The organism is Lignipirellula cremea, from assembly GCF_056501455.1.
The window spans coordinates 2,934,543-2,956,747 of sequence record NZ_CM151415.1 but is presented as its reverse complement, the minus strand read 5'-3'; the positions used below and the strand labels follow the sequence as shown (position 1 = coordinate 2,956,747).

Annotated in this window: 18 protein-coding genes; 9 read left to right on the top strand and 9 right to left on the bottom strand. The window is 64.4% G+C overall.

Annotated elements, in window-relative coordinates; genetic code table 11:
- The first annotated feature begins 103 nt into the window (after nt 1-103).
- Nucleotides 104-1,747 carry a serine/threonine-protein kinase gene (locus tag SH602x_RS11585; RefSeq protein WP_479476940.1) on the top strand — a complete coding sequence of 548 codons (1,644 nt, stop codon included), beginning with the start codon at nt 104-106 and terminating at the stop codon, nt 1,745-1,747.
- 250 nt (nt 1,748-1,997) lie between these two features.
- Here the strand turns inward: SH602x_RS11585 and der are convergent, their stop codons facing one another.
- A complete protein-coding gene (der, locus tag SH602x_RS11580) occupies nt 1,998-3,491 on the bottom strand; it encodes a ribosome biogenesis GTPase Der (protein WP_479476939.1) in 1,494 nt (497 codons plus the stop codon).
- 246 nt (nt 3,492-3,737) lie between these two features.
- Between der and SH602x_RS11575 the strand changes: the two genes are divergently transcribed.
- The gene (locus tag SH602x_RS11575) at nt 3,738-4,061 is read left to right on the top strand and encodes a hypothetical protein (protein WP_479476938.1); all 324 of its coding nucleotides are present in this window, start codon (nt 3,738-3,740) and stop codon (nt 4,059-4,061) included.
- A 278-nt stretch (nt 4,062-4,339) separates the two neighbouring features.
- Here SH602x_RS11575 and SH602x_RS11570 read toward each other — a convergent pair whose 3' ends face one another.
- From SH602x_RS11570 to SH602x_RS11560, 3 genes are all read right to left on the bottom strand, one after another.
- Nucleotides 4,340-5,251 (bottom strand): IS1 family transposase, encoded by a 912-nt coding sequence (locus SH602x_RS11570; protein WP_479476937.1) that lies wholly within the window; start codon nt 5,249-5,251, stop codon nt 4,340-4,342.
- Between the two features lie 823 nt (nt 5,252-6,074).
- On the bottom strand, nt 6,075-6,713 hold the full coding sequence (locus tag SH602x_RS11565) for a hypothetical protein (protein ID WP_479476936.1): 639 nt from the start codon (nt 6,711-6,713) through the stop codon (nt 6,075-6,077).
- Nucleotides 6,714-7,394: 681 nt separating this feature from the next.
- Complete coding sequence (locus SH602x_RS11560) at nt 7,395-8,468, bottom strand: DUF3500 domain-containing protein (RefSeq protein ID WP_479476935.1); 1,074 nt, start codon at nt 8,466-8,468, stop codon at nt 7,395-7,397.
- 205 nt (nt 8,469-8,673) lie between these two features.
- On the opposite strand from SH602x_RS11560, the gene smpB reads away from it, so the two are divergent.
- Nucleotides 8,674-9,159, top strand: coding sequence for an SsrA-binding protein SmpB (gene smpB / locus SH602x_RS11555; RefSeq protein ID WP_479468291.1), 486 nt, complete (start codon nt 8,674-8,676; stop codon nt 9,157-9,159).
- 9 nt (nt 9,160-9,168) lie between these two features.
- Here the strand turns inward: smpB and SH602x_RS11550 are convergent, their stop codons facing one another.
- Complete coding sequence (locus SH602x_RS11550) at nt 9,169-9,606, bottom strand: hypothetical protein (protein WP_479476934.1); 438 nt, start codon at nt 9,604-9,606, stop codon at nt 9,169-9,171.
- Between the two features lie 20 nt (nt 9,607-9,626).
- Complete coding sequence (locus tag SH602x_RS11545; protein ID WP_479476933.1) at nt 9,627-10,961, bottom strand: 3-deoxy-D-manno-octulosonic acid transferase; 1,335 nt, start codon at nt 10,959-10,961, stop codon at nt 9,627-9,629.
- 398 nt (nt 10,962-11,359) lie between these two features.
- Here SH602x_RS11545 and SH602x_RS11540 point away from each other — a divergent pair, with 398 nt between their 5' ends.
- Nucleotides 11,360-12,379 carry a hypothetical protein gene (locus tag SH602x_RS11540; protein ID WP_479476932.1) on the top strand — a complete coding sequence of 340 codons (1,020 nt, stop codon included), beginning with the start codon at nt 11,360-11,362 and terminating at the stop codon, nt 12,377-12,379.
- An 89-nt stretch (nt 12,380-12,468) separates the two neighbouring features.
- Here the strand turns inward: SH602x_RS11540 and SH602x_RS11535 are convergent, their stop codons facing one another.
- Complete coding sequence (locus tag SH602x_RS11535) at nt 12,469-13,368, bottom strand: recombinase RecA (protein WP_479476931.1); 900 nt, start codon at nt 13,366-13,368, stop codon at nt 12,469-12,471.
- Nucleotides 13,369-13,598: 230 nt separating this feature from the next.
- On the opposite strand from SH602x_RS11535, the gene SH602x_RS11530 reads away from it, so the two are divergent.
- The 5 genes from SH602x_RS11530 (at nt 13,599) to SH602x_RS11510 (ending at nt 17,399) form a co-directional block, all read left to right on the top strand.
- Nucleotides 13,599-14,585, top strand: a complete 987-nt coding sequence (locus SH602x_RS11530; protein WP_479476930.1) for a peptidylprolyl isomerase — start codon at nt 13,599-13,601, stop codon at nt 14,583-14,585.
- A 137-nt stretch (nt 14,586-14,722) separates the two neighbouring features.
- Nucleotides 14,723-15,673 (top strand): TIGR00266 family protein, encoded by a 951-nt coding sequence (locus SH602x_RS11525; RefSeq protein WP_479476929.1) that lies wholly within the window; start codon nt 14,723-14,725, stop codon nt 15,671-15,673.
- 43 nt (nt 15,674-15,716) lie between these two features.
- Nucleotides 15,717-15,980, top strand: a complete 264-nt coding sequence (locus tag SH602x_RS11520) for an addiction module protein (RefSeq protein ID WP_479476928.1) — start codon at nt 15,717-15,719, stop codon at nt 15,978-15,980.
- Between the two features lie 17 nt (nt 15,981-15,997).
- Nucleotides 15,998-16,240: a hypothetical protein gene (locus SH602x_RS11515; RefSeq protein ID WP_479476927.1), complete on the top strand. Its 243-nt coding sequence runs from the start codon at nt 15,998-16,000 to the stop codon at nt 16,238-16,240.
- A gap of 247 nt (nt 16,241-16,487) precedes the next feature.
- Nucleotides 16,488-17,399 (top strand): TIGR01777 family oxidoreductase, encoded by a 912-nt coding sequence (locus SH602x_RS11510; protein WP_479476926.1) that lies wholly within the window; start codon nt 16,488-16,490, stop codon nt 17,397-17,399.
- Between the two features lie 543 nt (nt 17,400-17,942).
- Here SH602x_RS11510 and uvrA read toward each other — a convergent pair.
- Both uvrA and SH602x_RS11500 read right to left on the bottom strand, forming a co-directional pair.
- A complete protein-coding gene (gene uvrA, locus SH602x_RS11505) occupies nt 17,943-20,834 on the bottom strand; it encodes an excinuclease ABC subunit UvrA (protein WP_479476925.1) in 2,892 nt (963 codons plus the stop codon).
- A 404-nt stretch (nt 20,835-21,238) separates the two neighbouring features.
- Complete coding sequence (locus tag SH602x_RS11500; protein WP_479468301.1) at nt 21,239-21,577, bottom strand: HU family DNA-binding protein; 339 nt, start codon at nt 21,575-21,577, stop codon at nt 21,239-21,241.
- Nucleotides 21,578-22,205: the final 628 nt, after the last annotated feature.

The following is a 22,205-nucleotide window of genomic DNA, read 5'->3' as shown; positions in this document are numbered from 1 at the left end:
TGCTCTTTTGCAGATTGGGGCTTCGCCCCGAAGCCCTGGGGGGACCGACCTGAAGCCCTCGGGGGGCTCCGCCCGTTCGCAAAGGAGCGCTGACCGCCGCGTTATGACCACGACGAGCGCGGATCGCTTTCTCGACCGTCTGCGAATCAGCCGGATCGTGCCCGAAGAGACGCTCGAAGCGTTCCTTCTCGAGCACGACGGACTGCGAGGGGACGACCTGCGCGACGCCCTGATCGACGCCGGCCTGCTCACCGCGTGGCAGGCCCGGAAGCTCGGCGAAGGTCGCGTCCGCGGGTTCGTGCTCGGGAAGTACCTCATCCTCGAACCGCTCGGCACGGGCGGCATGGGGAGCGTCTACAAGGCGCGGCATACCCGCCTCGGAAACGACGTCGCGCTGAAGGTCGTCGCCCGGCGGGCGCTGAAGCGGGCGAACGCGCTGGCCCGCTTCGATCGGGAGGCCCGCGTGGCCTCGCAGTTGCAGCATCCCAACATCGTGAGGACGTTCGACTACGACGGACTCGACGAGGCGGCCTACCTCGTCATGGAGCTGATGAAGGGGGAATCCCTCGAACGGGTGGTGCAGCGGAAGGGACCACTCGACTTTCCCGAAGCGGTCGAATACCTGCGGCAGGCGGCGCTCGGCCTCGCCTACGCCCACGAGCATGGCTGCATCCATCGCGACGTGAAGCCGTCGAACCTGATGAAGGATCACCTGGGCGTGATCAAGGTCCTCGACTTCGGCCTGGCCCGCATCGAGGACGACGACAGCTCGCTCACCATCCACGACGACACGAAGCTGCTCGGCACGGTCGACTACGTCGCGCCGGAGCAGGCGATCGACAGTTCGAAGGTCGACGGCCGCGCCGATATCTACGGCCTGGGCTGCACGTTCTACTTTCTGCTCGTCGGTCACGCCCCCTTCCGCGAGGGGACGCCGATGGAGCGGCTGCTCAAGCACAAGCTCGAGGAGCCGACGAGCCTGAAGAAGCTCCGCCCCGACATCCCGCCGGAGGTCTACAGCCTCTGGAAGAAGATGACGCGGAAGAAGCCGCAGGATCGCTACGCCTCCGCGGACCTGATCGCCGAGGACTGCGCGAAGTACCTGTCGCAGTTCCCGCCGGAACGCCTGGTCTTCCCCGGCGATCCCGACGAAGCGCCGACGCCGGTCGAACGGATCCGCGGCGGGTCCCTCGACAAAAAGCGTCGGCCGGTGCCGACGGATCGAACCAGGGCCGACGAGTCGATCGAGACCGACGCCGAGCGTGCCGCCCGAAAGTTGGACGCGGCGACCGCGGCCCGACTCGCCGAAGGACAAATAGCCGACGGACCGTCGGCCGACGGCGAAGAGCGGCTGGGTCTGGATCTCGCGTCCGTCGAAACGAGCGGCTCCGGCGCGACGGTCGACGGCGTGATCGGCGGGGCGTCGGGAGAGAACTGGGCGGCCATTCTGGCGGCGACGTCGCAGTCGGTCGCGATGCCCGCGCCGAAGTTCACGGGCGGAACCGGTCCCGCCGCGAAAGTGTCGCCCGCCCGACCCGCTACGGCGAAGACTTCGACCGCGAGGCAGGCCGCGCCTGCGAAGCCGATCGCGGCGAAGGCCGCTCCCCAGCATGTGCCCGCGCGCGACGCGCATGCGGGCCCCGCGTTTCCGAGCTATTCGGTCCTGCTATCGATCAGCGTGGGGCTGCTGCTGGGCGCGGCGATCGTCGCGGTCGTCATCGCCTACGCGCTGACCGCGTCGCCGTAGGAACTTCGGCGAACGGAGGATGTAAATCCCCCGAGTCTGTCGGTCGAGCTTTTCCTAGTGGTCCGTAGATCGTTTTCTGTCAGGCTGAGCGAAGAGCTTCGGGTGCCACTGGCTCCGCCAGTGCTGAAGCTTGAATGGTCGTCCAACACGAGCGATCCGGCCTCCGGAAAAGCACTGGCGGAGCCAGTGGCACCCGGAGGAGAGGATGAGATTCAGCGATAGACAAATCACTACGGAAGACTCGGGGGACTTACGTCCCCCGCTCGCCTTCCGGATCGTCGACGAACGCTTCTTCGACGAACTCCTCGTCCTCGTCGATCAGGTCCGGAGCGTCGTCGAGCGCTGCTTCCGCCTTCGCCGCTTCCTTCGCCATTTCGGCTTCGGCAGCCTCGGCGACCGAGGACTTCGAGCGGGAGTTTCGCTTCTCGAAGAAGAGCCGGATCGGCACTTCGCCGTAAGGGAGGACGTCGCGAAGCTGGTTGAGCAGGTAGCGCCGATACGACGGCGCGAAGCCCTCGTCGTCGTTGCACATCAGCACGATCGTCGGCGGAGCCTCCGAGATCTGCGTCGCGTAGAACACCTTGGGCGTCTTCACGCCGTACAGCGGGGGCGGATTGCGCTCCAGCGCCGCCTTGATCGCCCGGTTGAGTTCGCCGGTCGTGACTCGCGTTCGCGACTGCTTGAACAGCATCCTCGCATGGGCGAGCAGGGTCTTCACGTTCTTCCCGGTCATGCCGGTGATGAACGCGATCGGCATGTACGCCAGCGAAGGGAATGTCTCGCGCAGGTAGTCGGCCCACTCCTGCGTCGAAACCTTGCCGTAGAGCAGGTCCCACTTGTTGACGACCAGGATGCAGGGCTTGAAGTTCTCCTCGATGTACGAACAGAACTGCTTGTCGACCTTGCTGATCGTCTGCTCGGCGTCGAAGAACATCAGCGCCACGTCGCATCGCCGAACGCTCCGTTCCGCTCGATGGGCGCTGTAGAACTCCAGGTCGTTCGAGACCGATTTCTTCTTCTTCACGCCCGGCGTGTCGATCGCCAGGATGGGCTTGCCGTCGAACAGGAAGCGAACGTCGACGCTGTCGCGGGTGGTGCCCGGGACTTCGCTGACGATCATCCGCTTCTCGTCGAGCAGCGTGTTAACGAACGTGCTCTTGCCGACGTTCCGGCGCCCGACGATGGCGAGCTTCATCTCCGGCTCGGCCAGCGTGGCGGCGGTCGCGTCCTCGATCGCGTCGCGGGGCGGCAGCAGCTTTTCGATCTCTCCGAACAGATCGTCCTTGCCCCGGTTCTGATGGGCGCTGGTCGCGACGACCGGCGCCGTCATAAGACGCCGGAACTCTTCGGCCTGCGAATCGAACTTCCGATCGTCGACCTTGGTCGCCACCAGGATCGTCGGCTTGTTCAGCGTATGCAGCCGCCGGGCGACCTCTTCGTCCAGCGGCAGCATGCCGACGCGGGCGTCGAGCGCGAAGAGCAGCACGTCGGCCTGCTCCATGGCCAGGCGGATCTGCTCTTCGACGTGGTCGGAAAGCTGATCGGAATCGACGATGCCGACCCCGCCCGTGTCGTAGACCTCGACGTACCGGTCGCGGATCGGCAGGACGAACGAGACCCGGTCGCGGGTCACCCCCTCGAAGTCGTCCACGATCGCCAGGCGCTTGCCGGCGATCCAGTTCAGAAGACTCGACTTGCCGACGTTCGGACGGCCGACGATGACGATGCGGGGGAGACGCGACATGGAGCGATCGGATCAGCGACAGACTGAGGCGCAGGCGAAAGGCACGCGACAGGCGGAAACGACTAATCGGGTGATTGTATCGCCAAAGCGGGGCCGCGTCCCGTAATCCGACGAACAGGTAGTGGGCTAGTTTGAATGTCGCGTTAGGTCACGCTGACCGATCGTCCGATTCGAATGGGGATCAGCGCTCGCTACCATCGGGGCGCCGCAATCAGCGGCGTCCTTTCTTTTGGTAGGGAGCGGGGAATGGCGAACCTTGAAGCGGATTGGTTCGGGGCGTCCGGCGATCGATACGTGTTCACGTCGATTTTGCCGAAATCAGACGCGAAGGAGTCGCTGCCGTTTCTCTTTACGGTTGCGAGATACGAGTTTGGCGACTGGTCCCCGATCTGGTTTGGCGAATCGGACGGGCTTAGCGGCCTCGTGTCGGCAACGAGCCTGCCGGACGACATTCGATGCCACTGGGGACCGGGCGTGCATCTCCTCTTCATGAAGGCTGGGAGCGACAGGGATACGCGACTTGCTGCGGTCGCTGACATCAAGTCCAAGAACGCGACGCTAGTCGACTAGCCCTGCGCTGCGGCGACCCCGCTCGCGCGCCTCCTGCCTTTCGTTCCACCAAGTGACGAACGCCGCCGCTTCGCGTTCGACGCACTCGTCTACTGCGGTATTGACGCGAGATAGCTCCAGGCGAATCTCTCGCGCCACGCAGGGGCGGGGCTCGGGTTGGCGCCTTGTGGCGGGGGCGCTCGCCTCCGTCGGTTCCGTGGTCGTTGCGGTCATCACGTCCTCCATGCGAAAAGGGCCTTCGATAAATCTTCGAAGGCCCCCACGTCCGCGTCAATGCTTCAGCCGTAGTTTATCGCCTCGGAATACAGGTCGTCGAACTTCCAGAGACGATCTGTAACCCCGGCCATCATCGCAGCCGTCGGGCGTAGCTTCCCGGGCGATCCGCTCTTGTCGGTGTTCCGCGTACGCCAGACGAAGTTGTAGTAGGCGAGAAACATCCCGACCGCCGCTTCTAGATGCGGGAGCGACTTGGAGAAGCCGAGCGTGAGGCGGTTGAACCGCTTCATGAACGTCCGCACGGTCAGATTGTGCCGCTCGATATGCGAAGTGCAGATCGAGCGCGTGTTCATTATCCCGCGGATGTTGTGCCGCTTCGTCCCGATCATTTCCGACGGGTCGTAGAGCATTCGTCCGTTCCGGTACTCCTTTATGATCGTGCCGAACGCCGCGAACGGCCCGAACGCCAGATCGACCGCCTCGGGATAGGCCGCGAAGCCGTCCGTGCTGATCTGGACGATGGGCTGATACGATCGCTTCATGAAGTCGCGATCGTCCGCAGAGCCGGCAGCCGGAAAGACGAGCCGCGAAGCCAGATCGACCATCAAGCGACGGGCGTTGTCGGCGGAGCGCTTCCCGACGACGTGCGACGCGATCAGCTTGGAGTCCTGATCGATCGCGGTCCAAAGGTAAACGTCGCCGATGTCGTGCCGCGTCTGCTTTTCTTCGACGGTCAGCCGGGCCTGCTTCTTTCCCACGTACGTCCACATTTCGTCGACTTCGACGTGCGCGAACTTCAGGTCGCGCAGGGTGTCGTCCAGCATCGCGCGGCAAGCGTTGCCGAATTCCAGTATCAGGCTGCCGACCGTATTCTTGTGGGCACCAGTGACGCGGCTCGTGCCGCGGATGGAGTTGCCTTCGCAGAGCAGACGAAGGACTAGTTGGCGCTTCTCATTCGACAGGCGATTGGCCACGTTCCCGACTCCGGCGAGCGATTCCCGACTGCATTTATTGTTATGCAGATATTCGCCGGTATCAAGAGACTCTTGACCAATTTACGCATAACAGTAAAAATACTTCTCGCAGGCTGACCGTTCCCAATCCAGGGTCGAATCGTGGCGAAGAAAGCAGCCGAGAAGCGCGGACGCGGGCGCCCCAGCGTTGCGGAGGACGAGCGAAAGACCGTGAGCGCCGTGATTCGTATTACCGCGGCAGAGAAGGCAGTGCTCGACGAAGCGTCGGACGGCAACTTCTCTGCATGGGCGCGAGGCGTCCTGTTGAAAGCAGCAGTTCGGAAGCAGAAGCCGGCCACTTGAAAAAAGGGAGTCGCGGGCGCAGAATCGCTACCCGCGACTCGTGATTGGCGCAGCGTCGTTTGCTACGCCGAACTAGAATCAAGACAGACGATCAGCGGTGACGCGACGACGGCCAGCGCCGTTGGTGCTTCACCACCGGAACCGTTTTCGGTCCCTTACCGTACGAATACGGCGGGCGTCGAACGTGTTCGCACACGTCGACCCAATCGAACTCAAGCTGATGCATGGTGCACTGCTCGCGAAACGGGGTTGGAGATTTAACCAACTTCGTTCGCCGAGCGTCGCCTAACGATGCTACCTGTCGGGCAAATGCTCGGCTAAGCCGGGTGGGTGGTCACATCCCACTTGGCGACGATCCCCGCCCTGGCGTGTACCGTTGACGCGGTCACGCCGGGGCGGCTTCGCTATTGGGTCGTCCCTCGGGCGTCGAAAGCCTCTTTCGCGACGCTACATCAATGCGTGCTGCATTGAGCCTGCTCCTTCAAAAGGTAAAGTCGCCCCTGTCGGCATCGACAGCGGCCTGTCGTTGCTCCTCTTTCAAATCAGATCGGCGAATCGGGCGTTCCATTTGAATCCCTGCTTCCGGCGCCTCAACTTCATGCCGGATCGCATTGGCGATCGACTGCTTTAGCCGGTAGTGATAGTGAATCTTGCCGTCGCCCGCCCTTTGTTCCGTCTTTTGAAGAACGTCCGAGAAATCCACGCCGAGCTTTTGGCAGAGGCGAGACACGTGGGCGACAGGCGCTCCAAGGTTTGTGATTTCGGGAGCCTTCTGGCGAATTTCCGTATCGCTAACCCACTCATCCTCGGATTCGGCGATAGCCCGAAGGAACGATCCCGCCATTTGTCCGCGAAGCTGCTCCGACAGATGGCACGCGCCGGTCGGGGTCAGTACGCCGTCGATGACCAAGGGGAGCCGAGCTGGATCAAGCGCCGCGGCGGCAGCGGACTTGGCCGAACGCTTGAATCGCGAAGTAAGACCGGGATGCTCGATGACCGCTACCGACGGCTTGGCGGCTGCGCTCGCGGTGAATGCGGCAACGAGTTCGACAAGTTCGGCGATGCTGGACGCTTCCAACTTCACCGGAACGCCATTGAAGCGGATCGTGGCCTTTTTCATGGTTTCTCCCGGCGTGCTCTTGCAGACGCGACGACCGCGCGCTAGTATCAGGAGCGCGCACGAAAAACCCTTTCGGGCGCGCAGACTGGACCGGCCGGGTTTCGAACCCGGAATCGATGGATTTAGAATCCACGATGGCGCCACACCACCGGCCCAAAACGACAAAGGCTGCAAGCGTCGCAAGCGCTTGTGGCCTTTCTTCGTATTGGTCTAGGGGCATTGGAGCGCCGCGCACGTCTGCGTTCAAGGCATAAGTGGCCCTCTGGCACACTTTTTTCGAATGGCTTACGTCAACGCAAGTCATTTGGCCTTCGAAGCTTACGCCTAGTCTCGTTCGCGTAGTATTTGACTACACGTACGTGGCTTGCAGTGGTTAACCGCTGACTGGCGTTCAGTTATCCACACCCGACCGCAGCGAGCGGCAAGGGGTCTCGCTCTTGCCCGCAGGTAAGACACAAGAGCGGGGCGGAAAGCTGGTCTCGCCCCAAGAAAAGTTGCGATCGGTCAGCGTGACCTAACGCGACATTCAAACTAGCCCACTACCGACGAACATGCGTTGCCGTAGGGTGGGTCATTGACCCACCGGCCTCGACGGTCGGCCTGAACCAGACGAGTGCGTTCGAGTTACGAAAAAAGGTGGGTCAATGACCCACCCTACGAGACGCAATTGCGAATTTCGTCCTACTTCGCCGCGATCGGCAGGCCGAAGTCGCCGCGCATGTCGCGCCAGACGGCGTGAATGTGGTTGGCGGGATTGCCGGCGGCGTCGGGCTGGCTGTTGACGAACTCGATCAGGAAGGTCGGTCCCTGCACGCGATAGTACCGCGGCTGGCCCTGCTCGACCGAGCCGGACCAGGCGAAGCGGACCTTGTCCCAGCCCGCTTCTTCGATCGCCGCCAGACGGGCCTTCGCCGCCGCCTCGGGCACGTTTTTGGCGTAGACCTCGATGAGTTGCTTCAGCGTGCCGACCTGCTCGTCGCTCAGCTTGTCGACGGCGATCCCCGCCGGGGCTTCCTGCGGCGGCTGCATATCGTTCGGCCCGCGGAGTTCCTTCAGGAACTCGCCCGCCAGCGCCGCGGCCTTCGTCTGTTCGTCGGTGAACGACTTGCGAAGCTCGATCGCCAGCAGTTCCTCCGGTCCCAGCACGCGGGTGTTCGGCGGAAGGGGCGATTCGACCGACTTAGGCAGATCGTCGGGCACGACCGCGGGATTCGCGGCGTAGAACGTCGGCGTCGTCGCGGTCAGCTTGCCCTCTTCCACGACGAAGTTCAGCGACAGATGATGGCCCTCGATCGAGAGGCCCCACCTGGCGTCCTTTTCGGGATCGCCGTAAACCGCGAAGTAGTACCGCAGCGGATCGCGGACCGGACTGTCGCCCTTCTGCATCTGCTTGAGCAGCGTTTCCAGCTTCATGATCTGGACCGCCTTCGTGTGGCCAGCGTTGGAGACCGAGGCCTCCAGCAGGTCGAACGCGAGCTTCTTCTGCTCCTCGTTCATGTCCCGCAGTTGCAGGCCCTTCCGGGTGTCCAGCGGCACGAAGGCCCAAGTCGTCCGTTCAGTCGAATCGAAGGCGTAGTGGGCGACCTTCGTCTGGTCGTCGTCGAGACTGGCGAGGAAGGCGTTCGCCGAGCCCTGCATCCTCGCGGCCGGATCGTCGACCGAGGCGACCTTCCAGCCGCCGAGAGCGAGGGCCGAAACCGCGATCGCGGCATGCGCAAAGTAGCGATAGCGGGATAAGATGGTTCCGGCGGACATCGGAGACCCTTTTCGTAGAGGCGGGAGGGGCGGCAGGCCCGACAGTATAGAGATCGACGGTGGCGATCGCCACCGTCGGCGACCCTCCCTCCGCGAACCGCGGCCCGACTTGCCGCTCTTGTAGGGCAGGCGCCCCGCCTGCCGTCCGAATCAACCGAAAGATCGATGGCAGGCGGGGCCCCTGCCCTACAAGACTCGAACGACGATGGCCAACAAGAAAACCGAGAAGTCGAACGAGAAGCTCGTCGCGGAGAACCGCAAGGCTCGCCACGAGTACGAGATCCTCGACACGCTCGAATGCGGCATCATGCTGATGGGCAGCGAGGTGAAGAGCCTCCGCGAGGGGAAGGTCTCCCTCGCCGAAGGCTACGCCGGCCTGCGGGGCAGCGAGCTCTGGCTCTTCCAGGTCGACATCCCGGAGTACAAGCAGGCGACGCTCTGGAACCACGAGCCCAAGCGTCCGCGGAAGCTGCTCCTCAAGAAACAGGAGCTCCGCAAGTTCGGCGAGAAGTCCCTCGAAAAGGGCTTCACCCTCTCCCCCATGAAGATCTACTTCAACGAGCGCGGCATCGCCAAGGTCCTGCTCGGCCTGGGCAAGGGCAAGCAGACCCACGATCGACGCGAAACGCTCAAAAAGAACGAAGCCCGCCGGGATATCGACCGAGCGATGAAGTCGAAGGGGCGGGAGTAGGGCGGGACGCTACGGAACGTCGAAGGTCATCATCCGTCCGCCTGCGACGGGAATGCTGACAGACTTCGAGTCGGCAGCCCAATCTGCGAACTTAAGGTCCCGTGCCTCATAGGAGATCGTTTTGACGTCGGGCGCGTAACGCTGAACGACGTACCAGATCTGCCTGCCGGACGCGATCTCTACGACTTCAATCTCGACGTAGTGATCTGCGTGGCTGTGCACGTTGTAGACGCTCGCCTCGTATCGATCGTCAGGGGACGTGCGGCTCTCGCCGCTCTTCACGGGCGAGAACCAAACCCACGCCCCGATCAGCGCCGGGCAGGCAAGCATTCCGCAGATCGCCAAGATCGCGATGAACAGGGCGAGGCGTCCCAGCCAGCGGCGCTGACGCGGTTCGATGGCTATCGGCGCCGAATCCTTCCCCTCGGCAGGGTGCGGCTTCTCCATCGCTTTCCTTACGAACGAAGTCAGGCAGCCTTTCGTCCGCTTGACTCGAAATGCGGCAGGATCGCGGCGACGATCTCCCACGTCCGGGCGAGGGCGCCCTGATGGCACCTGACGGTCTCGGCGGCACTCCCTCCGATCGCCTCGCGAAAGGAGACATCTTCCAGCGAACGCCGGACGAAGTTCGCTAGAGCTTCGCCGTCGCTGACGACCTCGGCCGCGTCCGCTTCCAGTAGAACCTCCACCACGTCGCGGAAGTTCCGCGTTTTCGGGCCGAAGCAGACGGCGGCGCCGTACGAGGCCGGTTCGAGCATGTTCTGCCCCCCGCGGGCGCCCATGCTGCCGCCGACGAAGGCGACCGTCGCCAGGCCCCACCATGCGGCCAGTTCGCCCACGCCGTCGATGAGCAGGATCCGCGTCCCCTCGGCGACCGGCTCCTTCACGGTCGATCTTCGGGCCCAGGCGTAAGGCTGCCGGTCGAGCAGCGCGGCGACCGCGTCCGCCCGGTCGGGATGTCGGGGAGCGAGGATCAGCCGCAGATCAGGATGCGACAGGGCGAGCGACGCGAAGGTTTCGATCGCTAAAGCCTCTTCCGGTTCCTGCGTGCTGCCGGCGACGAAGACCGGCGTCCCTTCCGGCGTCGCGAAGAGTCGGCGGAACTCGGCGATCTGCCGGGCGTGCTTCTCGGGACGTGCGTTATCGAACTTCAGCGACCCGGTGACGACCGTCCGTTCCGCCGGAGCGCCGAGGGCGAGCAATCGTTCGGCGTACGTGTCGTTCTGAACCAGGATCCGGTCGAAGCGTTGCAGCAGCGAGGCGAGCAGGGGCCGAATGCGACGGTAGCCGCGGAAGCTCTTCTCGCTCACGCGGGCGTTGAACAGGATCAGCCGCGTCCCGCGCCGGTCGGCCTCCAGGATCAGGTTGGGCCAGAGTTCCAGTTCGGCCAGCAGCAGCGCGTCGGGGCGGATGCGATCGAACGCCTCGCGCACTGCCCAGGAGAAATCGAGAGGGGCGTAATCGACCAGGCAGGTCGCGTACTTCTTCTTCGCGACTTCCAGACCCGTCGCGGTGCCGACGGTGACGTAGACGTCGCAGTCGGGCCGCTCGCGGTGCAGGCGCTCGATCAGCCCGGCCAGCAGATTCACCTCGCCGACGCTGACCGCATGCAGCCAGACGCAGGGGCGATCGCCCTCGCGGCGACGCAGGCGACCGAGGAACTTTTGGCCGTAGCCGTCGCGGTACTTCTTCTTCGCCAGCCGCGCATAGAGCAGCCACGGCAGGGCGAGAACGAGCGTCGCGGCGTAGGCGACGTTCAGCGCGATCGGCAGCATCGCTGCGTAAGCGGCGTTCAGCAGCATCGCGTAACCAGCGAAAGACGCGGGCCCGCCGGGCGACGGTCGCGGCGGAGAAGATTCGTCCGGATGGTATGCTGGGCGCCTTTCGAGCGTCCAGAGCGATTCGCCCGCCAGCCTTCGACGAGACGAAACTCAGGGTTTGCGCGAGCGAGCCTGGGTGGCCCGGATTGCTTGCAATCCGGGTCGAACGAAGTTCGACAAGAGGATCCAAGGCAGGCCGCGGAGCTTGATTCCGATCGCCGCTGACGGCCTCTTGCGGCTGCGCCGCCCGGATTGACGAGCAATCCGGGCCACCCAGAGCATGCGGTTCGCTGAAACTGGGTGAGGCGTCGTGAAGCGACTCCGTGCTGGGCGCGAACTTCGACGCTGATCGCAAACCGTAAGGTGCGTTTCTGCCTCCGATGCATTCCTTTCCCCTCGACCTGCCCTTCCGCCGTCCGTTTCCCTTGGCGAAGTGGTTCCCGGACCTCGCTTCGCCCGCGAGCAAGGCGTGGGAGCGATCAACCGCGGCGATCGAGACGATCCGGTCGCGGATCGACGGGATTTATGAATCGGCTCTCGCTGCCGTCGCGATCTCAGGTTCGCTGGGACGGATGGAAGGGCGGGAGGATTCCGACTGGGACCTGATCTTCCTTCTCCGGGAGGGTGCGGAGATCGGTCGCGAGGGCGAGTCTCGCGTCGAGGGGCTGAAGGAAATCGGTCGCTCGCTCTGGGAGAGGCTCGACCCGGTCGGTCCCCTGCGACCCGAACCGGGCGGGATCTTCGCGACGCCGATCGCCGCCAGCGAACTGGCCGATCCGGCATATCGCGGCGCCCTCTCGGATTCGCCTGCCCGATTCGGCAAGCGGATTCAACTGCTGCTCGACGCCCAGCCGATCTGGGGCGATCCCGAGGCAGGACGTTCCGCGGCGCTGCGGTTCTACGGCATCGAAACGCAGCGAACGCGAGCGAAAGAAGCGATCGGCGACGGTCGCGAAGGCATCTACCTCTTCAACGACCTCGTCCGCTACCACCGCTCGCTCTGCACGATGACGCAGTGGCTGCCGAACCCGGCGAGCGACAAGACCCGCCGGCTGAAGCTCAAGCTTCGCTTCACAAGATTCCTGAATTACCTCGGCCTGCTTCTGCCGTTAGCCCAGGGCATCGATCGCGGAACCGTCGGGGAGAGCCTGACGCCGTTCTGGAACTTGACGCCGCTGGAACGCGTTCTTGCGTTCGCCGATTCGAAACCTGACGCGGCTCGCGAACTCTGCCGCAGCTACGAGAGTTTCCTCGCGTTCCTGGAGCAGACCGAACCATCAAACGCGGACTGGTTTGAAGTCGAAGCTCAGGTTGACCGCTTCCGCCGAAGCGCCTGCGAACTGCTTCGCTCGCAGCCGTTCCTGCAACGCGGTCGTGCGGCCGACCTGCTGCTTTTGTGAGATCGATCAGCGTCGCCAGGTCCACCGAACATGCCCACCCTGCTGCGCGATGTGGGCATGGCACAGAAACAGAATGCGGCGAGCTCCGATCAAGCCGGCTTCAGGCCCGCATCGTCGATCTCGTAGAACTGGACGTCGTCGCTGCAGGCGCTGCCGCGATGCTTGGCGACGTAGACGCCCCGGCGGACCTTCATCCCCTCGCGAATCTTGCCCATGTAGATCAGCGTGTTGGCGTTCGCGAGCAGGTCGCCTTCTTCGAGCGGTCGCTCGATCAACTCCTCCAGCATCGACTCCCGCGACGTGACGAGGATCATGCAGCCGACGTCCTTCGGATCGTAGACGCGTGCCTGGGCCTGAGCTTCGAACGTGCGGAATTTTTCGCGGAGGACTTCCCGCGCGGTCCACATGGGATCCTGCCGAAGGATCTGGCGATAGAGGTACTCGAAGACCTCGAACTGGACGGAGTCCTGCACGTGCTCGACCGGCTCGACGCCGTCGACGACGAAGCGCCGGCAGCCCGCAAGAAGGCGCTCGTACAGCCTCGAGCCCGTCACCTGCAGGCGGCGTTGCAGCAGGCACTTCCACTCGTGCCACTCGTCCTCGTTCAGGTCGCGCCGGGTGACCTTCTTGATCTGCCCCGCCAGCGGCGCGAGATAGTTCCACGACGAAGGCGATCCGTCGAACAACTCCGCGAAGTCGGGCGGAAGGTGTGCGTCTCCAGCGAGCAACTTCCTGCCGACCAGCCGCTCGGCGTAGTCGTCGTGGTTCTGCGAATCGATCCGCGTGGCCAGGTCGATCAGCGTGCCGTCCGCGGAGGCGGCGTCGCCCGGAGCGCTCTGCCGATTCCCGAACAGGTACGACACGCCGAGCTGCGTCTTGCCGATGCCCGAGGCGCCCAGCACGACGGTCAGCGTTCCCGGCAGCAGGCCCCCTCCCAGCGCTTCGTCCAGGAACAGGAAACCGGTCGATTGGCGTTGAGGCTTCGTCACGCGATTCGGTCTTTCATGCGGCAGGGCGATCCGCGAAAGCTTCCCGCTGACCGCGCAGGCTGTCAAGCCGCGGAGCGTCGCAGCGGCAGGCTGTCCGGATAGACTGAGATCCGATGGGGCAAAGCAGCGGGGAGCGACGCAGCATGACGAATCGAAGAAAGCCGCATTCGGCGAGAGGGTCGGCGAGCAGGAGGATCGCGTTCATCGCGTTCGTTTCGTTCGCTCTCGCGATGGCCGGCTGGGCGTATGCTCAACCGGCAGCGGCTCTCCCCGCCGACGCTCTTCCGACGCCGCAGATTCTCGCCCGCGTGAACGGGGAAGCGATTACCGACGAGGACGTGCGGCTGGCCCTGCTGCTGCAACTGCCGGAAGCGGACGCACGGCGGGATTCCGTCGACGTGCAGCGCCGGACGTTGTTCACCCTGGTGCAGCGGGCGCTGGCGAGCGGCTTTCTCGCCGATCAGAACGTCGAACCGACCGAGGCGGAGGTCGCTCTCGAAATCGAACGCCGCCGCAAGGCCTTCGCGGCGGTCGAGCGATCGTGGGAAGACGAACTGCGAAAGGCCCAGATCAGCGAAGCCGCGGTGCGACGGCTCTTTCGCTGGCGGATCGCGTGGAGCCGCTATCTTGATCGCTCGCTGACGGAGGCGAACGTCGAGAAGTTTTACGCACGCTTCCGCTGGCGCTTCGACGACAGCCGGCGCCGCGTCGCGCATCTGCTGCTCAAAGCGCAGGACGATCCGCAGGACCGCGAGCGCGCTCGCCGCGAAGCCGAGGCGATCCGCGCGAAGATCGTCGCCGGAGAGCTGACCTTCGAGGAGGCCGTTCGTCAGTTCTCGCAGGCGGAATCGGCGCAGGAGGGGGGCGTTCTCGGCTGGATCGAAGCGGATGGCCCGATGCCGGACGGCTTCAATCGCGCAGCCTTCGCGCTCGCAGCGGGGGAGATCAGCGAACCGGTCGAGACGCCGTTCGGCGTCGCCCTGATCCGCTGCCTCGAGGTCGAGCAGGGAAAGAAGACGTACCAGGACGTTCGCGAACAGGTCGCCGACTTCGCCCGGGAGGACCTGTTCCGCTGGATCGTCGAACGGCGTCTTGCCGACGCGCAGATCGAATTCCTCGGCAACGAAACCCGCGAAGAGTTCGAGCGTTCGCTCTCGCCCAGTTTGCTCGGCATCCCTGCCCCGCCCACGAGCCCGGTGAAGCCCGCGGAAAAGTAAGGCGACCGGGAAGAAGCTGGTCGCTGGGACGAAGGACATGCGTGGGCGAGCGCGATCGGCTAACTTGATCCGCAGCCGACGAGATGCTTCCGATTCATGCCCGCCGATTACGCGACTTTCCCGCGAGAGACGAAGCCATGCCGCACATCGAATGTACCCAGTGCCGCGCTCCCTATCAGGTCGATCCGTCGTACCTGGGGAAGCAGCTTCGCTGCAACCGTTGCGGGGCGACGTTCCTCGCCCAGGAACTGGGCGCCGTCGATCTGGGCATGCCGCAGATCGTCAGCGGACGGACGCGGAGGTCCGACGAAATCGACTACGAAGTCTTCGGCAACGAGATGCAGTACGTCGAGGTCACGCTCGACCCGCAGGAAATGGTCCTCGCCGACGCCGGGGCGATGATGTACATGACCTCCGGCATCAGGATGGACACCAGCTTCGGCGACCCCTCGCAGCAGAACCAGTCCTTCTTCGGCAAGCTCGCCAGCGCGGGCAAACGCGTGCTGACCGGCGAGTCGCTGTTCATGACGACGTTCGCCAATAGCCTGCCGAGCGGGCGGGAGAAGGTCGCCTTCGCCGCGCCCTATCCGGGCAAGATCATCCCGCTGCATCTCGACGAACTCGGCGGCGAGATCGTCTGCCAGAAGGATTCGTTCCTTTGCGGAGCGCGGGGGATCTCCGTCGGCATCGCCTTTCAGAAGAAGATCGGCGTCGGCCTGTTCGGCGGCGAAGGATTCATCATGCAGCGCCTGACCGGCGACGGCATCGCGCTCGTCCACGCCGGCGGCACGCTGCTGGAGCGAGATCTCAAGCCGGGGGAGACGCTGAGGCTCGATACGGGTTGCCTGGTCGCGCTGCAGCCGTCGGTCAACTACGACATCCAGATGGTAGGCGGCGTCAAGAACACGCTCTTCGGCGGAGAAGGTCTGTTCCTGGCGACGCTGACCGGGCCGGGGCGGATCTGGCTGCAGTCGCTTCCCTTCTCGCGACTGGCCGGTCGCATGCTCGCGGGCGCCAATAGCGGCAAGGGCGAAGGATCGGTCCTGAACAATTTCGGCGGCCTGGGTAACATGCTGATGGGGGACTGAGGGTGACGATGCAACGTCATCGAACGAGCACAGGAACGAATCGATGTCCGATCAATTGACCGAGGAACTTGTCGAGCGGCTGCTGAATCTGCCGTACGAAGATCGCCAGGCGATCGCCGATCGTCTGAACAAGAGTCTTCACTCCGAGGGGGAGGCCCTTACGTCCGAAGAATGGCGTGAGGCATGGATACCTGAGTTGGATCGACGTGCCGCGGCGTCTGACGACGGAAGCGAGCCAAGCATTCCGGTAGAAGAGTTCTGGTCGCGAATCGCAGGTAATCACGCACGTAGCCGCTCCTCTGAATGATGCAAGAAACGAAAGCCATGCGTCGAATCCGATTCGCCGGCGGACGCGAGCATTCCTACTCTCTGAAACTCGGGCCGATAGAAGTTCATGATCCGCCGATTCGCGAGTTCTACGGAGGCGACGAGACGAACGTCCAATTGCAACCGAGCCGCTACGGCATCGATTGCTTCGACTTGACGTTCGAAGACGGCGAGTTCGCCATCGAGGTGTCGAGCGAGTATTTCGTCGTTGTTGATGACGAGTTGCCGCCGGTTACTTAGTGCCCCGCCTGTCGTTGCTTGCCGCCTCTTCTTCGAGCGGAGCTGGCCCGTGCAGTTTCATTCCGGCATCCTGTCGCTGAATGTCATCCTCTCCTCCGGGTGCCACTGGCTCCGCCAGCGCTTTTCCGGAGGCCGGATCGCTCGTGTTGGGCAACCTTTCAAGCTGCAGCACTGGCGGAGCCAGTGGCACCCGAAACTCTTCGTTCAGCGTGACAGAGAACGATAGACGGACTCTAAGAAAGAGACCATGCGCGCACTCATCACCGGGGCGACCGGGTTCGTCGGTCGTCATTTGCTCGCCCAGCTGCCGGGGTCGGTGCACGTACTCTCCCGCGACGCCGCGAAGGCGGAGCGGACGCTGGCGAAGTTCGACGTTCGCGCGTTCGCGTGGGATTCGACGGGCGACGCGCCGATCCCGGCTGCGGCCTTCGACGGCGTCGACGTCGTCTTCAACCTGGCGGGCGAATCGATCGCGGAAGGAAAGTGGACCGACGAGAAGAAGCGCCGCATTCGCGACAGTCGCGTCGTCGGCACGCGCAGACTGGTCGAGGCGATTTCGGTTCTCGAACCTCGTCCGCGAACGCTCGTCAGCGCGTCGGCCGTCGGCTGGTACGGCGACTGCGGCGATCGCCTGCTGACGGAAGACGAACCGCCGGCGAGCGACTTCCTCGGCTCGGTTTGCGTCGAGTGGGAACGGGAGGCGATGCGGGCGGAAGCGGCGGGCCTCCGCGTCGTCACGCCCCGGCTGGGAGTCGTGCTGGGCCGCGACGGCGGGGCGCTCGAAAAGATGCTGCCCGTCTTCAAGTGGGGAGCGGGCGGCAAGCTCGGCTCGGGCGAGCAGTACATCCCCTGGATCCACATCGAGGATCTGGTGCGACTGCTCAACTTCGCCGCGACGGACGAGACGCTCTCCGGCCCCGTCAACGCGACGTCGCCCAACCCCGTCACCAACGCCCATTTCACGAAGGCGATGGGCGAAGCGACGCACCGCCCGACGTTGTTCGGCGCTCCGAAGTTCGCCCTCAAGGCGCTCGCCGGCGAGATGTCCGACCTGCTCCTCTACTCTCAGCGCGTGATTCCCGCCAAGGCCCTCGCCGCGGGGTTCACGTTCCTGCATCCGGAGATCGAGGGGGCGCTGGAGGAGTTGATCGATCGCTAAAGGCGACCCCGCGTATTCGGCTTCCGATTCGGAACTCGTGACGGAGAACTTAGCCGGCAGTCATGCGCGCTAAAACTCTTGCATGCCCAGTACCCGATGCCGAACCTTATCACGAACAGACATAAGAAACAGGAGCACGGCGAACGCCCCACGCCGTTCTCGAAACAGCAATCGAATCGCCGCATTCGCCGCTTCGCGAAGACCGTCGTCGCGGAGAGTTCAGCGGCGAACGTCAAGTCAGACAGGCACGCAAAGCGTAAGCGGTCCGGAAATTGCCCGGTCTGCATGTCGCGGCTCGAACGAAACGAGCGAATGACGCGCTATGTTCGAAAGTGTGCCGAATGCTTGGCGCAGTTCGACCCTGCAATTCGCTGTACTCGTTGTGCGACCAATCGAGTTTGGCGCGGCAAGACCGAATGTCGATGCAAAGGATGCGGCAACTCGGTCTCAGTACGGAACGCGTAGCCTCGCATGTCAACGACGCGTGGATCCGGACTTCTCGGACGTTGGAAGTTCGGCTTCGCTTTCCGATAGAAGCTCCACTTACCGCGCGTTCTCCACCGGCTCGTCGAGTTCGGCGAGAGCCCGCTTCCGCGCGTCGAACCACCGGCGAAGGGTGCGGCCGGTCGGGGTGTCGTTTTCGGCGATCTGCTCGGGAGGGCCGGTCGCGATGATGCTTCCGCCGGCGTCGCCCGGGCCGGGGCCCATCTCGATGACGTAGTCCGCCGCGGCGAGCAGCCCGATCTGATGCTCGACCAGTACGATCGAGGCGCCGGTGGAAAGCAACGAATCGAAGCAGTCGAGCAGCGGCGAAAGGTCCGCCGGATGGAGCCCCGACGCGGGCTCGTCCATCAGGTAGAGGATGCGACCCTTCGGCCGCGCGGCAAGATGCATGGCCAGCTTCAGTCGCTGCGACTCGCCGCTGGAAAGCGTGTGCGTCGGCTGGCCCAGTTGCAGGTATTCCAGGCCCACGTCGAGCAACGTCTTGAGCCGCGTCTGGACCTTCACGCGTCCCTGAAAGAAGACGAACGCCTCGCGTACGGTCATCGTCAGCACGTCGTGAATGTCGTAGCCGCGATAGGTGACGTCCAGGATCTCCGGTCGGTAACGCTTCCCGTTGCAGGCCGCGCACCGCATGTAGATATCGGCCAGGAACTGCATATCGACGGAGATCTCGCCCTCGCCCTTGCAGACGGTGCAGCGCCCGCCGTCGACGTTGAAGCTGAAGTGGCTCGGCGGATAGTTGTGCATCCGCGCGGCCGTCGTTTCGGCGAAGACGTTGCGGATCTCGTCGAACGCCTTCACCAGCGTCGCGGCGTTCGAACGCGAAGAGCCTCCCAGCGGCGTCTGGTCGATCAGCACGACGTCGTCGAACTGTCCGTCGCCGAAGACGTCGTCATACGGAAGCGGCTTCGAGCCGGCCTTGCGCTTTCGTGCGCAGAGCGCGCCGTAGAGCGTGCGCTCGACGAGCGAACTTTTACCTGACCCGCTTACGCCGGCGACGACGCAGAGCACGCCGAGGGGAAACTCGACCGTCACGTTCTTGAGCGAGTTGCCGCGAGCGCCGACCAGCTTGACCCACCCGTGCCGCGTCTCCCGGCGCTTCTTCGGCGCCCAGTTGCCGCGCCGGTGGCGGAAGTGATCGAGCGTCAGCGTTTCGGCGCGCTCGAACCAGTCGTTCGCGGATCCGGAATAGACCACCTCGCCGCCGTCGCGTCCCGCGCGGGGCCCGAGTTCGACGACGTGGTCGCAGGCGCGAAGGATGGCCTCCTGATGCTCGACGACGACGACCGTGTTGCCGCGGTCGCGCAGTCGGCGGAGCCCTTCGACGAGTCGCGAGACGTCCTCGGCATGCAGACCGGTCGCCGGTTCGTCGAGGACGTACAGCATGTTGACGAGGTTCGACCCGAGCGCGGTCGTCAGCAGCGTCGCCTGCGTTTCGCCGCGACTGAGCGTTTCCAGCGATCGATCGAGTCGCAGGTATCCCAGGCCGGCCTGCCGCAGGTACGCGAGCCGCGAACGGATCTGTTCCAGCAGGGGCTCTGCGATGGGCGTCTGCCACTCGGGGAACGTCAAACCGGCGAGGAAGTCTTCGGCATCGCTGGCGGGAAGCGAGGAAACCTCCGCGATATTCTTCCCGCCCACGCGATACGCGAGAGCGTCGACCGTGCGGCGCGCTCCGTGACAGGCGGGGCACCGCTGCGGACCGCGGAAGCGTTCAAACGTCGCCTGGCGCTTCTTCTTCGACTCCGCGTCGTACGCGATCTGGAGCGCCGGGATGACGCCGGGCCAGCCGGCGAGCGGCAGGCCGAACATCACGTCCCGCCGCGCTTCGGGCGCAAGATCGCGAAACGCCGCGTCCGCTGCGTAACCTGCTTCGCGCGCGAACGAGAGCAAGGCTCGACGCTCAGCTTCATGTTCGGGTCCGGTCCAGGGGACGATCGCTCCGTCGCGCAGCGAGCGCGTCGGGTTGGGCACGATCAGTTCCGGGTCCCAGTCCTCGACCGTGCCGAGTCCTTCGCACCGCGCGCAGGCGCCGAGCGAATCATGAAAGCGAAAGAGCCGCGGTTCGGGCTCGTGCAGCGTCCGGTGCCGCTCGGGACATTCGAGCTGCCTGGCGTAGCGCCGACGCTCGAAAGTTTCGCCGTCGAGCGATTCGAAGTCGACGCTGTGCAGATCGGTCGACGCGTCCGCCGAGGCCTCCGACGAGATCAGCAGCGAGCAGAGCCCGTCCCCGCGCGAGAAGGCGAGTTCCAGCGAGTCCTGCAAGCGAGCCGGATCGACGGCGCCCGTCGCGAGCCGATCGACGACCGCGTCGAGCGCGAGGGGGTAGCGGCTCTCTTCCAGGTTCGCGAAGGGCTGATCGTCGTCCAGCCGCACGGTCTTCCCGGCGAGGATGCCCCGGACGAAGCCGTCTTCGACCAGTTCCTTTCGCAGCAGCGTCGCCTGGTGGGGCCCCTGCAGCGTCCGCTCGAACGTGACCAGAAAGCGCTTGCCGGGCGGTTCCTGCTGCATCGCCCGCGCGACCGACTGCGGCGAGTCCTGCACGATCTCCCGTCCGCATTCGGGACAGTGGGGCACGCCGACCCGCGCGAAGAGGAGTTGCAGGTAGTCGTCGGTCTCGGTCAGCGTCGCGATCGTGTGCCGGCTCGACGCCGAAAGCTGCCGGCGGGTGATCGCCACCGACGGCGGGATCCCTTCCAGGCGTTCGGCCTCTGGTCGCTCGAGCCGTTCGAGCCGGCGGCGTTCGTAGACGGAGAACGATTCGATGTACCGGCGCTGACCTTCCGTGTAGAGCGTATCGATCGCGAGGCTCGTCTTGCCGGCGCCGCTCATGCCGCAGACGCCGATCAGCGCGCGATAGGGGAGGTCGAGGTCGATCCCTTTGAGGTTGTGTACGCGAACGCCGCGCACCGATAGCGAACGCTGGGTCAAACCCGTTCCCCCGTACGGCGACGGCGGCCGACGCTTCGACAGCCGTCACTGCTTATCGCGAACCGGCGAGCGATCGCCCCCCTTCGCCGAAGAGCGAGGGAACGACGGCGTCCGGAAGGACCATGCACAAGCCGTTCATGGTACTTCCGCAGCCGGCGCCGTCCCAGAGCGCGCAGGGGCGAGACGCGGCGCCCCTCGGATCGGCGCCTCGCATAAGCAAGGGACGGCGTGCCAGATGCGCGGGCCCAGCGTGGGCCGGAGCGGTATGCGGACCGCAGCTTCGCGGGCGGAAACGACACGGAGGGCTGACGCCCTCCGCTCGCTTCGCCGGCCATCAAGCTCGTGACGAAGCGAGTCGAGCGATCGACGCGCTTCGGTCGAACGGCTTACGCGACATTCTTGGCTTACGCCATGTCCTTCAGCGTCTTCAGCGCGCGGACCTTGATGACGTCCGATTCGGGCTTGCCGGGCATGTCCTTGAACACGCCGGGTTGGAACGGAACCGGCACGTTCTTGCGCGGCGGCTGAGCCGGCTTGGTGTGGCGGTAGATCTTGGCGATGCCGGGCAGAGTGAGCGAGCCGCTGCCCTTCTTCTTTTCGAGCGACTTCTCCATCTCGGCATAGAGAGCATCGAAAACGGCGCTGACCTGCTTCTTGGTAAGCTCGGTCTGCTCCGCGATGTTCGCAATGAGCTGGGTCTTGGTCAGGGGCTTCACGGCCGGGGCAGCTGCCTTCTTCGCCATCTAAACGGACTCCTGGGTCGAAAAATCGGCGCCTGACGCCGGAAAGGAATCGTTCCTTCCAGGGCATCGACGAACGCCAGCGGAAACAGTTCGAGAGACGTTCGCGTCCTGCGAACGAACGTGAAGTCGCCGGAGAAACGACTGCGAAGCGATTTCGCCTCGCGTCCGTCGCCGGAAAATCGATGAGTCGAGGACGAGTCGGACGCACCGCCGAAAGCGATGCCGGCGCCGCCTGCGAACGCGAAGCGCCGCTCGTATGAACGGGAAGATTTACCTGTCGCTATCGCTGAATGCAAATCCCCGCACGCCGTCCTAAGCGAAAAAGAGCGAAAAAACGCGGTTTTTTCGCCATTTCGCCGCCGTGGAACGATCGTAAGCGCCGTTCCAGCCCCTCAGGTCAACCGCTGCACGATCGCGGGGCCTCGCCTGATTCAGCGGTCGAACGCCCCGAAATCGCCGGGAATCGCACGACGCAGACCGCCGCCGGATAACCGTTCCAACTTCCGCCAGGACAGAAGGTTTCGTTGCTGGGAGCGTCAGCGAATCCTAAAATGAACTGACGTCCCGCTCGCGGCACGTACGCTTGAAGCCGGCGCCGATGGTCATGTTGCGCCGGCCCTTCGCGAAC